The organism is Enterobacter sp. SES19 (genome assembly GCF_011765665.1).
GTDB lineage: Bacteria > Pseudomonadota > Gammaproteobacteria > Enterobacterales > Enterobacteriaceae > Enterobacter > Enterobacter pseudoroggenkampii.
This window is the reverse complement of record NZ_CP050320.1, coordinates 595,093-609,245: the sequence shown is the minus strand read 5'-3', so window position 1 is coordinate 609,245 and position 14,153 is coordinate 595,093. Positions and strand designations below refer to the sequence as shown.

Here is a 14,153-nt window from a genome sequence, read left to right as displayed (position 1 = left end):
CCTTATTGTCGGCGGGCCAGCTCCCGCTGAATATGATCCAGCAGAATATCGATGTTAATCGGCTTACGCAAAAAAGCAGCGGCGCCCAGACCGAGAGCGTACCGCTGCATATTTTCATCAGCATGACCGGAGATAAAAAGCACGGGCGGAGGCGGTACGGCCAGCAGCCGCAGCTTGTCAAACAGCTCAAGGCCACTCATGCCCCGGAGCTTGATATCGGTGATCACCAGCGCCGCGCCGGACAGGGCAAGCGGATGGCTCAGAAATACCTCTGCCGAATCAAACGTGTCGGTTGAATAGCCTTCCGACTCCAGGAGATTACTCAACCCGCTGCGGACGGAACGTTCGTCATCAATGATGGCAATGCGCCACGGCAGCGTCATGCTGTTATTCCTCTAACCAGTCATTTAACGTCGCGAGGGTCCTTCGCGGGCGCAGGGGGCGCCGTGCCGCTGATTTTCGGTACGCATTCGTGACGAAACCAGGCGAGGGTGAGCGGTTCGCGACTCAGTAAACGTCGTCCCACCGGGATGAGCTGTTCACCCACCAGCATGCCGAACAGGCCAAGCAGGGCGACAACCGGCGGTGCCGGGGAATGGACGTCGAGCAGAGCGTAAATTACCCCAGCAACCACGCCGCACACCAGCGAAATTATCCATGCTTTCATGATGACGCTCCCGTCTGCGATGCCGCCTGCGGAACGGTCACCTGAGGAGGTGGGGCGCCGTCGCGGGATAAGAGATGGCGCGTCGCCTGTTCACCCGCCAGCATCCCCAGCAGACCAATCAGCGCCAGCGCGGGCGGCGCGGGGGAGCGCACCTTCAGCACGGCATACATCAGGCCAATCAACACGCCTGCCGCAAGGGATATCAGCCCAGTACTCATCGTGAACTCCAGAGAAAGAGGCAGCGGCGAGCCGGATGAGGGACCAGCCCGCCGACGGGACTTAGCGAGCCGGGACCGGCGCTAAGGTGCGGTGCTCGCTCTTCTGGCGAGACGGCGCTTTGTGCACCATGGTGTAGGCGTAATCCACGCCCATGCCGTATGCGCCGGAATGCTCGCGCACGATGTCCATCACCGCGGTGTAGGTCTCTTTACGCGCCCAGTCGCGCTGCCACTCCAGCATCACCTGCTGCCAGGTTACCGGGATCACGCCCGCCTGGATCATGCGCTGCATCGCATAGTCGTGGGCTTCTTTGGAGGTGCCGCCGGACGCGTCTGCCACCATATAAATTTCGTAGTCGCCTTCCAGCATCGCGCACAGGGCAAAGCTGTTGTTGCACACTTCGGTCCACAGACCGGCCACCACGACCTTCTTCTTGCCGCTGGCCTTCAGCGCGTCGCGCACTTTCTGGTCGTCCCAGGAGTTCATGGAGGTACGCTCCAGAATGTCCTGGCCCGGGAACACGTCCAGCAGCTCAGGATAGGTGTTACCGGAGAAGCTTTCGGTCTCAACGGTGGTGATGATGGTCGGGATGTTGAACACCTTAGCCGCTTTCGCCAGCGCCACGGTGTTGTTTTTCAGCACCTGGCGGTCAATCGACTGCACGCCAAACGCCATCTGAGGCTGGTGATCGATAAAGATGATCTGACAGTTCGCAGGGGTTAACACTTCGAGCTTTGAAGAGGTCATAGCATTTTCCAGTGGTTAAGGGTAGAAATCGCCGCGAGCGCCGCGACGATAAAGTCACCCTCATCCTGCGGTTTTCCTTCTCCGCGCGTAATTATCTCTTCGTATAGTTAACCTTAGGTATAGTTATACTTTGGTATACCTATCCTATTGTATAACTGGATCTTTGCCGAAACCGGTTCCCATAATCCTGACCATTCCCCTCTCAGTCAGGAGCAGTTATGGATACCCCAGGTAAAGCCGATCTCATTCTGGTTAACGGCCAGTTTCACACCGTCGATCGCGAGAATCCTGTCGCGGAAGCCGTTGCCGTGCGCGACGGAAAATTTCTGGAAGTGGGTACCGTCGCCGAGGTGATGCAGCACCACGGCGACGGCACCAAAGTGGTCGACTTAAAAGGCCACACCGCCATCCCCGGCCTCAACGACTCGCACCTGCACCTGATCCGCGGCGGGCTGAACTACAACCTCGAGCTGCGCTGGGAAGGCGTGCCCTCCCTGGCCGACGCCCTGCGGATGCTGAAAGAGCAGGCGCTGCGAACGCCGTCGCCGCAGTGGGTGCGCGTAGTGGGCGGCTGGACCGAGTTCCAGTTTGCCGAGCGCCGCATGCCAACCCTGGACGAAATTAACGACGCCGCGCCGGATACCCCGGTCTTCATCCTGCACCTGTACGACCGCGCCCTGCTCAACCGCGCCGCGCTGAAGGTGGTCGGCTACACCAAAGACACGCCAAACCCGCCGGGCGGGGAGATCCAGCGCGACGCCAACGGCAACCCGACCGGGATGCTGATTGCCCGTCCGAACGCCATGATCCTCTACGCCACGCTGGCCAAAGGGCCGAAGCTGCCGCTGGAGCAGCAGGTCAACTCCACCCGCCAGTTCATGCGCGAGCTCAACCGTCTGGGGCTGACCAGCGCCATCGACGCGGGCGGCGGCTTCCAGAACTACCCGGAAGATTACGAGGTGATTGCCGAGCTGCACGAGAAAAAGCAGATGACCATCCGCATCGCCTACAACCTCTTTACCCAGCGTCCGGGCCACGAGCTGGAAGACTTTGAAAAATGGACCGACATGCTCACGCCGGGCCAGGGCAGCGACTTCTTCCGCCACAACGGCGCGGGCGAGATGCTGGTCTTCTCCGCCGCCGATTTTGAAGATTTCCTCGAGCCGCGCCCGGACCTCGCGCCGGGCATGGAGGACGAGCTGGAGCGCGTGGTGCGCCATCTGGTGGAGCACCGCTGGCCGTTCCGCCTGCACGCCACCTATAACGAATCCATCAGCCGCATGCTGGACGTGTTCGAGAAGGTGAACCGCGATATTCCGTTCAACGGCCTGCACTGGTTCTTCGACCACGCGGAAACCGTGTCACAGGCCAACATCGACCGCATCAAAGCCCTCGGCGGCGGCATTGCCGTCCAGCACCGCATGGCCTTCCAGGGCGAGTACTTTGCCGAGCGTTACGGCATCGAAGCCACCCGCCACACGCCGCCGGTGGCGAAAATGCTCGAGACCGGCGTGCCGGTGGGCCTGGGAACGGACGCCACCCGCGTGGCGAGCTACAACCCGTGGACCGCGCTCTACTGGCTAGTCTCCGGCCGCACCGTCGGCGGGATGCAGATGTACGATCACAGCGCCCGTCTGGACCGCGATACGGCCCTGATGCTCTGGACCCAGGGCAGCGCGTGGTTCTCCAGCGAGCAGAACCAGAAGGGGCAGATCAAGGTCGGCCAGCTCGCCGACCTGGCGGTGCTGAGCAAAGACTATTTCCGCGTGCCGGAAGAGGAGATCAAGGGCATCGAGTCCGTTCTCACGGTGGTCAACGGCGACATCGTCTACGCCGCGGGCAGCTTTGGCCCGCTCGCGCCGCCGGCCATCCCGGTTCTGCCCGAGTGGTCCCCGGTGGTCAAGGTGCCGGGCCACTACCGCAGCGCGCCGCCGCAGGCCGCACGCGTCGGCTTGAGCCCTATCCACCACTGCAGCGGCCCGTGCGGGGTTCACAGCCACCAGCACGATTTCGCCCGCACGTCAGCGATGCCGGTGTCCGACGATAACGCTTTCTGGGGGGCGCTGGGCTGCAGCTGCTTTGCATTCTGATGAAAAACACCACTATGTCGCCCCGGATCGACCTGGGGCTGTTCTTCCTGCGCCTGACCGGCAGCCTGCTGCTGCTCTACGTGCACGGCCTGCCGAAGGTGCTGCACTTCAGCGAAGAGCTGACGCGCATTGAAGATCCGTTCGGCTTCGGGCCTTACGCGAGCCTGATCCCGGCGATTGTCGCCGAGGTGATCTGCCCGCTGTTGATCATTGCGGGCGTCTACACCCGCCTGGCGTGCCTGCCGATTATCGCCGTGCTGCTGGTGGCGATGCTGGCGGTCCACCCGAACTGGTCGATTGCCGAAGGGCAGTTTGGCTGGCTGCTGCTGATTATCTTCACCACTCTCGCCCTCACCGGGCCGGGCCAGTGGCGGCTGCAGCGTAAGGCAACGGAGAGGTTCGCATGACCCAGGTTAACGACGTTCGCGACGCACACGTCGAGACGACGCCCGCACCGACGGTTTCACCCTGGCAGCCGCTGAGCCAGCCGGTGTTCCGCATGCTGTGGATCGCCACGGTGGTCTCTAACGTCGGCTCATGGATGAGCGACGTCGGCATCAACTGGAGCATGCTGACGCTCAGCGCCGATCCTTTAGATATCGCGCTGGTGCAGGCGGCGAGCAGCCTGCCAATGTTCCTCTTCGCCCTGCCGTCCGGGGTGATGGCGGACATCGTTGACCGGCGTAAATACCTGCTCTTCTCCCAGCTGTGGGTGTTCATCGCCGCCGCCGGGCTGACGGCGCTCTCCTTCACCGGACACGTCACCCCCACCGTGCTGCTGGTGGCGACGTTTCTGCTGAGCGTAGGGGCGGCGATGAGCTCGCCGCCGTTCCAGGCCGTGGTGCCCGATCTGGTGAGCAAGCCGGAGCTGGGCGCCGCCGTGGCGCTGAACTCGCTCGGGGTGAACATCAGCCGGGCGATTGGCCCCGCGCTGGGCGGTTTCCTGCTGTCGCTCGCCGGGCCGTGGATGGTGTTTGCCCTGAACGCGCTGTCCGTGGTGGGCGTGGCGTGGGTACTGTGGCGCTGGCGTCCGGCCCCGTCCATTCAGCGTCTGCCGCCGGAGCACTTCTTCTCAGCGGTGCGCACAGGCATCCGCTACGTGCACGCCGCCCCGGTGCTGCGCAACGTGCTGGTGCGTACGGTGGCCTTCTTCGTTTTCGGCAGCGCGGGCTGGGCGCTGCTGCCGCTGGTGGCGCGCCGCGAGCTGGGCCTGGGCCCGGCGGGCTACGGCGTGATGCTGGCGTGCATTGGCCTGGGAGCGATTGCCGGGGCCATCCTGCTGCCGCGCCTGCGCCAGCGGCTGAACGCCGACCGCCTGATGGTGGCCGCGAGCCTGGTCTTTGCCCTCACCATGCTGGCGCTGGCGTTTGTGCGCCACGTCTGGCTGCTCAACCTGTTTGAGTTCTTCACCGGCTTCGCGTGGATTGCGGTGCTCTCGACGCTGAACCTCGGCGCCCAGCGCAGCGCCGCCCGCTGGGTGAAGGCCCGCGCGCTGGCGGTCTACCTGACGGTGTTCTTCGGCTCGATGACCACGGGCAGCGCCATCTGGGGGCAGATTGCCTCCCGGTTCGGCACCCCGACCGCGCTGGTTGTTGCCACGCTGGGGATGGTGCTGGCAAGCGCCACCGTGTTCCGCTGGAAGTTGGAGAAAGACCCGGAATTGAACCTCGACCTGAGCGGCCAGCCGCTGGACGGCGTGGAGATCGACCTGCCGAACGAGCGCGGCCCGGTGCTGGTCTCGCACGAGTACATCATCGACCCGCACAACGCAAAAGCCTTCCTGGAGGCGGTACACGAGCTGCGCCGGGTGCGACGCCGCGCCGGGGCGATGAGCTGGGCGGTATACGAAGATATTGAGCGCCCCGGCCTGTTTATCGAGACCTTCCTGATGGGCTCCTGGATTGAGCATCTGCGCCAGCAGGAGCGCCACACCATGAATGACCTCCTGCTGCAGAGCCGCGTTCTGGCTTTTCATCAGGGCACAACATCACCGGCAATTCGTTATCTGGTCGCGCCGGTATAACCATAACCATCACCTGCACAGGAACACACTATGGCAACGTTTAAGGCAAAAGACGGCACGCAGATTTACTACAAAGAAGGCGGCGCGGGCAAACCGGTTCTCTTCAGCCACGGCTGGCCGCTGGACGGCGACATGTGGGACAGCCAGCTGAACTACCTGGCCGAGCGCGGCTTCCGCGCCATCGCCTTTGACCGCCGCGGCTTTGGCCGTTCGGATCAGCCGTGGAACGGTTACGACTACGACACCTTTGCGTCCGACATCAACGACCTGATCACCACCCTTGACCTGCAGGACGTGACGCTGGTGGGCTTCTCCATGGGCGGCGGCGATGTGACCCGCTACATCAACAACTACGGCAGCGCGCGCGTCGCCGGTCTGGCGCTGCTGGGCGCGGTGACGCCAATCTTCGGCAAATCCGACTCCTTCCCGAAGGGTGTGGATCAGAGCGTGTTCGACGGCATTCGCGACGGACTGCGTAAAGATCGCGCCCAGTTCATCAGCGACTTCGCCACCCCGTTCTACGGCACCAACGCCGGGCAGACCGTTTCTGCCGGTGCCCTGACCCAGACGCTGAATATCGCCCTGCTGGCCTCCCTGAAGGGCACCATCGACTGCGTGACCGCGTTCGGCGAAACCGACTTCCGCCCGGATATGGCGAAAATCGACGTGCCGACGCTGGTGATCCACGGCAGCAACGACCAGATCGTGCCGTTTGAAAGCACCGGCAAGCTGGCGGCAGAGATGATCAAAAACGCCACGCTGAAGGTGTACGACAACGCGCCGCACGGCTTCGCGCTGACCCACCAGGACCAGCTTAACGAAGATCTGCTGGCGTTTGTGAAGTCGCTGTAATTTTCTGTAGGCCGGGTAAGGCGCAGCCGCCACCCGGCGCTTTCGCAGACGCGTTGCGCTCCGCCAGCAGCCGACAAATCTCCGCGTGCTTCTCCTCGGTAAAGGTAAAGCGCGACATAAAGCCCATTCGGATCAGCGACCCTATTGCCGGCAGCAGGCAAATCCCGAAGAACAGCCCCGACAGCACGCTCTCACTCTGAATTTGCGCCTGCGGCACGTAGCCGATCATCGTCAGAAACACGCCGATTAACCCGCCGCCTACCGCCACCGACATCTTGCCGGTGAAGGTCTGCCCGGAGAAGGTGATCGCCGCGCAGCGCTTGTGTGTGTGGTACTCCGCGTACTCGATGGTGTCGGCAATCATCGACGAGGTGAGGATGTTGGTCATCATCACGAACAGCGTGCTCAGGCCGAGCAGAATAAACAGCATCGTCACCTGCTGATAGCCGACAAACCACATCACCACGCGCACCGCCACGTCCAGCCCGCAGAGGATCATAAACAGCTTCCGCTTCTGCATCCGGCGCGTCAGCATCGGGGCGACCAGGCACAGCACCGCCGCGACAATCCCCATCACGCCAATCGCCATCTGCAGGCTGCCGTCGCCCAGGTTGTTGATAAAGAAGTAGATATACAGCCCGCCCGCCACGTTGTGGAACACGCAGAAAAAGAACGACAGCAGGACGATAAACAGCGGCTTGTTCTGGCGCAGGTTGTGGAAGGTGTCGCGGATGGTCACCTTTTCCGGGCTCGGCGGCACGCGCTCTTTGATCTGCATAAAGCCGTTGAGCATCAGCGGCAGGCCCACCAGCATCATCACCAGCGCCGCCATAAAGTAGCCTTTGTCATTGCTGTACTGGGCGAAATAGGACGCCAGCTTCGGGAAGAAGATGTTGGCGCAGGCAATCCCGGCGTTCACCCCGAGCATCGCCGCCGTCACCGCGCGGGTGCGCTGCCCGGAGTCGTTGGTCATTACCGACGACATCGACCAGAACGGGATATCGGAGATGGCGTACAGCGTCCCCCACAGAATGTAGGTCACCCCGGCGTAGAGGATTTTGGTGGTCATGTCCGCTTCGATTTTATAGAACGACAGCAGCGTGACGCCGGTGATCAGCAGCGGGGCGATAAGCAAAAAGTGGCGAAACTTGCCGAACCGGCTGTTAATGGTATCCATAATGCTGGCAAACAGCGGATCGTGAACCGCGTCCCACGCGCGGGCAATCAGGAAGATGGTGCTCGCCGCCAGTGCCGAGATCCCCAGCACGTCGGTGTAAAAATAGTTAATAAACGAACCCACTAAACCAAAGCTAAAACACTGACCTAAACCATAACCAAAATAAGACCACAGCTCGCGAGACGGTATTTTCATTGTCGTTGCCATTGTTATATGCCTGCCTGGTTGCCCGGCGGTGGTCCGCCGGGTCGATATTATTAGCCCTGAACTTTCGGGGCGATCTTGCGCAGCTGCTGCATTAATGCGATTTCACGGCGTGAGAACGGAATGCCGTTCTCCTCAAACACGTCGTGGAACCAGAGGCGGCAGTAGTCCGTGGACTCCTTCATCACCACCGGCCACGGCAGCCACGTCTGGGTTTTACCGCGCACCAGCCCCCACTGGTATGGCGCGACCTTCGCCGCGTACATCAGCGGAAGCTGCTCTTCCATCGTGCTGCCCACGTGCCGCGCCAGCCATTCGGTGCAGAACAGCGGGCGACCGAGCGCCTGCAGCTGCTGAATAATCGCCGTCATGCGCCCGGTGTGGGTGTAGGCGTGGAAGCTCACCACGTCCGAAAGCGCCAGCGCGGTCTGGTCCAGCGGATGCTGGAAGAACGTCTCACCCTCCTCTTCCGGCGGCAGACGCCAGGCGCAGACGGTGAGCGGCTGGGTAGGGTCTTCTTCACGCACCCACTGGAATGCGAGCTTCATCAGCGCGTGGGCGCAGGTCTCCAGCTTCGCGTCGTACTGCACCTCCTGCGTGCCCGTCGCGAAAATGCCGCGGTTACCCGGCTCGTTGTAGAGATCCCACAGCAGCACGCGCTTATCCTCGCGGAACTGGCGGACAACGTCGCGGATATAGCGCTCAATGTCTGCCCAGCAGTCCGGATCGCACACCTTGTCGCGCCCCGGGCTCGCCGCCGCCTGGCTGTTGTGCTTGCCCGGCACCGGCGGCTTTTGCGGGCCGAGGTACGGCTCGTCGCCCGAGAAGCCGCAGTCGTCCATCAGGGTCAGCATGGTGCTGAACCCGTGGCCGTCGGCAATCGTCAAAAAGCGGTCGATGCGCGCCATCAGCCCGTCGCGGTCGTGCTCCCAGACGATAAACGGCAGGTTGATACGCAGAGTGTTGTAGCCCGCCTCCGCCGCCCAGCCAAGCTCGCGCTCGATGGTGGCGGCATCGAAGGTCTCCGCCTGCCAGATATCGGTCCAGTTCACCGCCGTCGACGGCAGATAGTTAAACCCGCACAGCCAGCCCTTTTGCTGATACCACGCCTGTGCCTGCTCCCTGCTCCACTGCTCTTTCATTACGCGTCCTCTTACTGATAATATTTAGCTAATAAATATTAGTTGCGGGATAAATGCGCAATTTATCGCACGAAGAAAAGCGATGCCCCTCACAAAGTTCACGCTTCGATGAATGAGAAACGTGATCGACGGCGCTAAAGCGTGCGGTTAGGGTATGATGCGAAGTCGCGAAAGGGAGAGGACGGATGAAGCGAAAAACGAAAGTGACGATGAACGATATTGCGCGGGCGGCAGGGGTATCGCAGGCAACGGTATCGCTGGTACTTAACCAGTCCCGCAACATCAAGCTCAGCGACGACACCCGTCATAGGGTGATTAGCGTCGCCACCGAGCTCGGCTACGACCGCCTCCCCGCCGTTCACGCCCCGCGCAACCAGGAAGAGATCGCCCTGCTGGTCAGCTCGCTGCAGAGCTTTGACCCGTTTATCGACGCCATCAGCCAGGCGCGGGAAGCCGCGTGGCGCAACGAGACTCTGCTCACCGTCTACGACTACGGCGACGACATCGAGCTGGCGCTGAACATCATCCGCCAGCTGGAGAAGCGCAACTGCATCGGGATTGTCCTCGCCTCACCGGTCACCACGCTGGTGGACATGACGGCCTTCCAGGACTGCACCCGCATCCCGCTGGTGCTGCTCAACCAGCGCGACCCTGGCTCGCCGCTGCTGCCGTCGTTTATCCCGGACGACTACGCCAACGCCTTCCAGGTGACGAAACACCTCATCGCCTGCGGGGCCACGCGCATCGCCCACATCACCGGCGAGAGCTGGATGGAGGCCTCGCGCCAGCGTCTGGCGGGCTACCAGGCCGCGCTGCAGCAGGCTGGACTCGCGTGCGACGACGGCCTGGTGCGCCAGACCAACTGGCAGTTCAGCGAGTCCTTTACCGCGACAGCTTCGCTGCTTGAACTGGCCGAGCGCCCGGACGCCATCTTCTGCGCCAGCGACTGGCTGGCGATTGGCTGCTATCAGGCGCTGGCGGTGAACGGCGTGCGCGTCCCGCAGGATATGCTGCTGGCGGGCTACGACGACCAGAAGATCTCCGAGCAGCTCACCCCGCCGCTGACCAGTATCCAGCTGCCCTACAGCGAGCTGGGACGGCTGGCGGTGGAGTACCTGTGCAATCAGGAAGATGCCGCCACGCACGTGACGCTGGCGGGCAGGCTGAAGGTGCGCGCCTCAAGCCCCGTCTGAGGTAAACACCATGCCCGCATAGGGCTTCTCGCGACACGCCGCCAGCCGCGCGGCGAGGCTGCCCACGTGCAGCTCCAGCTTGTGCCCGTCCGGGTCGAGAAAATAGAACGACGCCCCCTCGCTTTTGTTCTGCTTCCAGACGGTGACGCCCGCCTGCTCCAGCCTGTGCGAGAACGGTTCAAAATCTTCTTCCGCCACGGTAAATGCGTAGTGGGTGTAATCGCTCTCCTGCGGCGGGACATACTGGCGCGCCTCGTCGTACGACAGGCAGACCCACAGTTCGCCGCAGGTGAGATAGGCCCCGGTATTCCAGCGGGCATGCAGCGCTAGCCCCAGCAGCTCGTGCCAGAAGGTAACGCTTTTTTGCAGGTCGCTGACCGCGAGGGTCAGGTGGTTGAGTGATTGCAGCATGACGTGCCCTTTTGTTTTTCGCGCCGGACGTGATACGGTAAAAGCATGAACATAAACCACGCCGTCCTCACCGTAAACCGCTGGTGGCTGCCTTCTTAAAGGCGGCACGGAGTTGTTTTCCCCATTTTCAGATAGCCGCCGAAAGGCGGCTTTCACATTTCTAAGACCCCTTTCGGCAACTGCACATTAAGGAGTCTTTATGAACAAGCAAACCATCCTCACCGGCGATCGCCCAACCGGCCCGCTGCACCTCGGCCACTTCGTCGGATCGCTGCGCCAGCGCGTGGCGCTCCAGCAGACGCACAGCCAGTTTGTGCTGATTGCCGACCTGCAGGGGCTGACCGACAACGGCAGCAACCCGCAGAAAATCCGCGACAACATCCCCGAAGTGCTGGCCGACTACCTCGCCGCCGGTATCGACCCGAACCTGACCACCATCTGCCTGCAGTCCGCCCTGCCCGCCCTCGCCGAGCTGACGATGCTGTATATGAACATCGTCACCGTCGCCCGCGTGGAGCGTAACCCGACGGTGAAGAACGAGATTGCGCAGAAGGGCTTTGCCCGCTCGCTGCCGGTCGGGTTTATGGCCTACCCCATCAGCCAGGCGGCGGACATCACTGCGTTCAAGGCCGAGTGCGTGCCCGTCGGCGACGACCAGCTGCCGATGATTGAGCAGACCAACGAGATTGTGCACAAGATGAATAGCCTGCTGCCTGCTCCGGTGCTGCGCCACTGCAAGGCGATGCTGAGCGACACCAGCCGCCTGCCCGGCATTGACGGCAGCGCCAAGATGTCGAAATCGCTGGGCAACACGCTGCACCTTTCGGCCAGCGAAGAGACCATTCACCGTGCGGTCAGCGCCATGTACACCGACCCGAACCACCTGAAGGTGAGCGACCCGGGGCAGATTGAGGGGAACGTGGTGTTTACCTACCTCGACGCGTTTCACCCGGACAAAGAGAAAGTGGCGGCGATGAAGGCGCACTATCAGGCGGGTGGGCTGGGCGACCGGGTTTGCAAGAACGAGCTGGAGGGGTGTTTGCAGGAGCTGATTGCGCCGATGCGGGAGCGGAGGGCGATATACATGCAGGATAAGGGAGAGTTGATGGCGATGCTGAAGCGCGGGACCGAACGGGCGCAGGGGGTGACGCAGGCGACGTTGAGGGAGGTGAAGGTGGGACTGGGGGTGCCGGTGTTTAGTTAAAGTCAATTTAGCGGTGGAATGCGGGGGGTTAGCATGAAGCCGCTAATTATCTCATTAAAGATAAAATTGATACCTATAACAATTCTTAATTTCTTGTTTAGATAAAATAAATTGCTTCAGTCACATTAATATTACATTGATAAATCCTTTATTGCGCATTTAAAGGATTATTATGGCCGATGTAGAAGATATAGCCCGGAGATTATGCAACATAATAGCTTCTCCTGATACAGTTACTGGGCTTATAAATGGAGGGCTATCTGTACCGCTAGATTATGGATATCTGATTTATGGTATCTTTGACACGGATACCAGGTATGCTCGTGAAACTCAACGAATACGAATGCTCACTGCCATAAAAAACGACATTTTGAATTACGAGAACATTGTCAATGCAGTTAAAGCCATATTCGAAGCGTTCAACAGATATTTAACTGAGGCGGAGCAGGATAAAATATACAGATCTGTAATGACTTCAATCGCAGGTAGAGTATCAACCAATATTATTGCATCTACTATCGCGAAACATGTTATTGAAAGAACGTCCTTCACGTTTCATGTTTTTAAAGGGAAAGGCAACCCAATCACGGCACTGAGCACGCTCCTTTTGTTTGGGGGAATGGCTGAACGATCAATCAGAACATCTGACAGACTCAAAGCCGAAGCCCCAGAGGTATATCAACTACTAAGACCCAGAGACTACGACCTACTTTATTTTCTGTTCGCTGATGCCGTACAGCCTTTCGTAGATGCTATCCATGTAGGTTATTCAGAAGGAAAATCTGTATTTAATCAGATCATGAAGAAAGTTAATGAAAAACTAACTGCACACACTACGGCAGGCGCGTATGAGTAAGTTTATCATCCCCATTATAAACCTGCTTCTTTGCTCATATTTAGTTTTAGCCTATATCCTTAGCTGGGTTGAATTCGAAACCTGGCATGATAAAACAATCGCCTTTTGCATCATTACCCTAAGCGCTTACATTATTTCATTAGTAATGAATAAATTACTGCCAGGAAAGATACGTATTTTTGGCGGGATCCTGGATGTGTTATCAGGTCCCTTACTGATCATCGGTGCATTTGCTTGTATAGCTGTCCTTGAACCATGGCCGCTGAAAATTATTGGCTTATTCATATGGGTCGTGGCGATGTTGCACCTACCTTCTTTTGTAAATATAGATGAGGAATAACCATGTCAAATCCAGCATATCTTTGGTTAACCGATACTAATGGCTCACCCGTCGCAGGAGGTTCCATGGTGTCCGGTCGGTTTGGTGCTATTGAATTAAAGGCAGTCGCTCATCACCTCACCATTCCTGTGAGTGAAAATACAGGCCGACTAACAGGTACCCGCGTACATACACCGATTGCCGTTCAGAAAGAGTTTGATAAAACGACACCGGTTCTCATCAGGGCACTGTGTGAAAACCAAACACTGAAATCGGCTACGATAAAAATGTACCAAATTGATGATGCAGGAATCGAGAGAGAATATTTCAACATTATCCTGGAGAATGTAAAAATCACGGGTATCACGCCAAATCTGTTCCCGGGTTCTGGAACAGGAACGCATACAGAGACGATCGAGCTAAGATATGAGGCAATCACCTGGAAACACTGTGACGGGAATATCGTTTACAGAGATGCCTGGAATCATATGGCGATAGCCTGAACCGACTTTAACATTTCTCGGGCCGAGGTAACGTTGTGCTTGTCGGTCCGACCAAGCGGAGCGCCGCCGGGAAGCGCTGGCGATTATTTCTACCGCCTTAAAGGAGAGCATCATTATGGAACCCACACTCTCTCAAGTCATTGAGGTTGTTCGAAACTCCTCAGGTGAGCATCGTAAACCTATCGATAGCAATACGTTGATTGAGGCCGATTTGCATATTTGCGGTATCGACGGCGAAGACCTACTGGAAGACTGCGAAGAAGCGTTTGGCGTTAAACTTGCCACGGAAGAAGATGGCTACAGGAAAACATTCTCTCTCGCAGAGAATGAGTATCTGTTTACGGGTGAAGGCATAGACTTTTTTGGCATCTGTCGGTTTATCCGCTGGATACGTGGCATACCCGAACCTGTTATATGTGATTTAACCGTCGGCAAACTTCACGCTGCGCTGGTTAAGGCGGTGAAAGCGCAGGTTAAGCACGATTGATTTTTACTTAAAACGGGCATGAGATGACATGCCCGTTTTATTGCTTCACGGATTACATT

17 protein-coding genes are annotated in these 14,153 nt (G+C 59.2%); 10 read left to right on the top strand and 7 right to left on the bottom strand.

Features of this window, described 5'->3' with window-relative positions; genetic code table 11:
* Positions 1-2 precede the first annotated feature (2 nt).
* From GXP72_RS02830 to GXP72_RS02815, 4 genes are all read right to left on the bottom strand, one after another.
* Positions 3-383, bottom strand: a complete 381-nt coding sequence (locus tag GXP72_RS02830; protein ID WP_008501346.1) for a response regulator — start codon at positions 381-383, stop codon at positions 3-5.
* A 20-nt stretch (positions 384-403) separates the two neighbouring features.
* A complete protein-coding gene (locus GXP72_RS02825) occupies positions 404-667 on the bottom strand; it encodes a XapX domain-containing protein (RefSeq protein WP_024909507.1) in 264 nt (87 codons plus the stop codon).
* Positions 664-885, bottom strand: coding sequence for a DUF1427 family protein (locus GXP72_RS02820; RefSeq protein WP_024909508.1), 222 nt, complete (start codon positions 883-885; stop codon positions 664-666). The genes GXP72_RS02825 and GXP72_RS02820 overlap by 4 nt, the downstream gene beginning before the upstream one ends.
* Before the next feature lie 61 nt (positions 886-946).
* Positions 947-1,633 carry a hydrolase gene (locus GXP72_RS02815; protein ID WP_208763475.1) on the bottom strand — a complete coding sequence of 229 codons (687 nt, stop codon included), beginning with the start codon at positions 1,631-1,633 and terminating at the stop codon, positions 947-949.
* Between the two features lie 218 nt (positions 1,634-1,851).
* On the opposite strand from GXP72_RS02815, the gene GXP72_RS02810 reads away from it, so the two are divergent.
* Genes GXP72_RS02810 through GXP72_RS02795 form a run of 4 tightly spaced genes read left to right on the top strand, consistent with a single transcriptional unit; the run spans position 1,852 to position 6,598 of the window.
* Positions 1,852-3,723 (top strand): amidohydrolase, encoded by a 1,872-nt coding sequence (locus tag GXP72_RS02810; protein WP_208763474.1) that lies wholly within the window; start codon positions 1,852-1,854, stop codon positions 3,721-3,723.
* The gene (locus GXP72_RS02805) at positions 3,723-4,130 is read left to right on the top strand and encodes a DoxX family protein (RefSeq protein WP_048990674.1); all 408 of its coding nucleotides are present in this window, start codon (positions 3,723-3,725) and stop codon (positions 4,128-4,130) included. Before GXP72_RS02810 ends, GXP72_RS02805 begins: the two co-directional genes overlap by 1 nt.
* The gene (locus tag GXP72_RS02800; protein WP_024909511.1) at positions 4,127-5,746 is read left to right on the top strand and encodes an MFS transporter; all 1,620 of its coding nucleotides are present in this window, start codon (positions 4,127-4,129) and stop codon (positions 5,744-5,746) included. The genes GXP72_RS02805 and GXP72_RS02800 overlap by 4 nt, the downstream gene beginning before the upstream one ends.
* Positions 5,747-5,776: 30 nt before the next feature.
* On the top strand, positions 5,777-6,598 hold the full coding sequence (locus GXP72_RS02795) for an alpha/beta hydrolase (RefSeq protein WP_181367880.1): 822 nt from the start codon (positions 5,777-5,779) through the stop codon (positions 6,596-6,598).
* On the opposite strand, the gene GXP72_RS02790 is transcribed toward GXP72_RS02795, so the two are convergent.
* Together GXP72_RS02790 and GXP72_RS02785 are read right to left on the bottom strand one after the other, a co-directional pair.
* The gene (locus GXP72_RS02790; RefSeq protein ID WP_208763473.1) at positions 6,561-7,982 is read right to left on the bottom strand and encodes an MFS transporter; all 1,422 of its coding nucleotides are present in this window, start codon (positions 7,980-7,982) and stop codon (positions 6,561-6,563) included. The genes GXP72_RS02795 and GXP72_RS02790 overlap by 38 nt on opposite strands.
* Positions 7,983-8,032: 50 nt before the next feature.
* Positions 8,033-9,121 (bottom strand): cellulase family glycosylhydrolase, encoded by a 1,089-nt coding sequence (locus GXP72_RS02785; RefSeq protein ID WP_208763472.1) that lies wholly within the window; start codon positions 9,119-9,121, stop codon positions 8,033-8,035.
* Positions 9,122-9,306: 185 nt separating this feature from the next.
* On the opposite strand from GXP72_RS02785, the gene GXP72_RS02780 reads away from it, so the two are divergent.
* Entirely contained in the window at positions 9,307-10,314 is a 1,008-nt protein-coding gene (locus GXP72_RS02780; protein WP_208763471.1) for a LacI family DNA-binding transcriptional regulator, read from the top strand.
* On the opposite strand, the gene fosA is transcribed toward GXP72_RS02780, so the two are convergent.
* Positions 10,300-10,725 carry a FosA/FosA2 family fosfomycin resistance glutathione transferase gene (gene fosA / locus GXP72_RS02775; RefSeq protein WP_208763470.1) on the bottom strand — a complete coding sequence of 142 codons (426 nt, stop codon included), beginning with the start codon at positions 10,723-10,725 and terminating at the stop codon, positions 10,300-10,302. The genes GXP72_RS02780 and fosA overlap by 15 nt on opposite strands.
* Before the next feature lie 199 nt (positions 10,726-10,924).
* Here fosA and trpS point away from each other — a divergent pair, with 199 nt between their 5' ends.
* The 5 genes from trpS to GXP72_RS02750 all read left to right on the top strand — a co-directional run bounded on the left by trpS (position 10,925) and on the right by GXP72_RS02750 (position 14,094).
* Complete coding sequence (gene trpS, locus GXP72_RS02770; protein ID WP_208763469.1) at positions 10,925-11,929, top strand: tryptophan--tRNA ligase; 1,005 nt, start codon at positions 10,925-10,927, stop codon at positions 11,927-11,929.
* 172 nt (positions 11,930-12,101) lie between these two features.
* On the top strand, positions 12,102-12,785 hold the full coding sequence (locus GXP72_RS02765; RefSeq protein ID WP_208763468.1) for a hypothetical protein: 684 nt from the start codon (positions 12,102-12,104) through the stop codon (positions 12,783-12,785).
* Positions 12,778-13,125 carry a hypothetical protein gene (locus GXP72_RS02760; RefSeq protein ID WP_047072507.1) on the top strand — a complete coding sequence of 116 codons (348 nt, stop codon included), beginning with the start codon at positions 12,778-12,780 and terminating at the stop codon, positions 13,123-13,125. The genes GXP72_RS02765 and GXP72_RS02760 overlap by 8 nt, the downstream gene beginning before the upstream one ends.
* Before the next feature lie 2 nt (positions 13,126-13,127).
* Positions 13,128-13,607: a type VI secretion system tube protein TssD gene (gene tssD, locus GXP72_RS02755; protein ID WP_208763467.1), complete on the top strand. Its 480-nt coding sequence runs from the start codon at positions 13,128-13,130 to the stop codon at positions 13,605-13,607.
* A 115-nt stretch (positions 13,608-13,722) separates the two neighbouring features.
* Positions 13,723-14,094 (top strand): hypothetical protein, encoded by a 372-nt coding sequence (locus GXP72_RS02750; RefSeq protein WP_100397469.1) that lies wholly within the window; start codon positions 13,723-13,725, stop codon positions 14,092-14,094.
* The last annotated feature ends 59 nt before the right edge of the window (positions 14,095-14,153 follow it).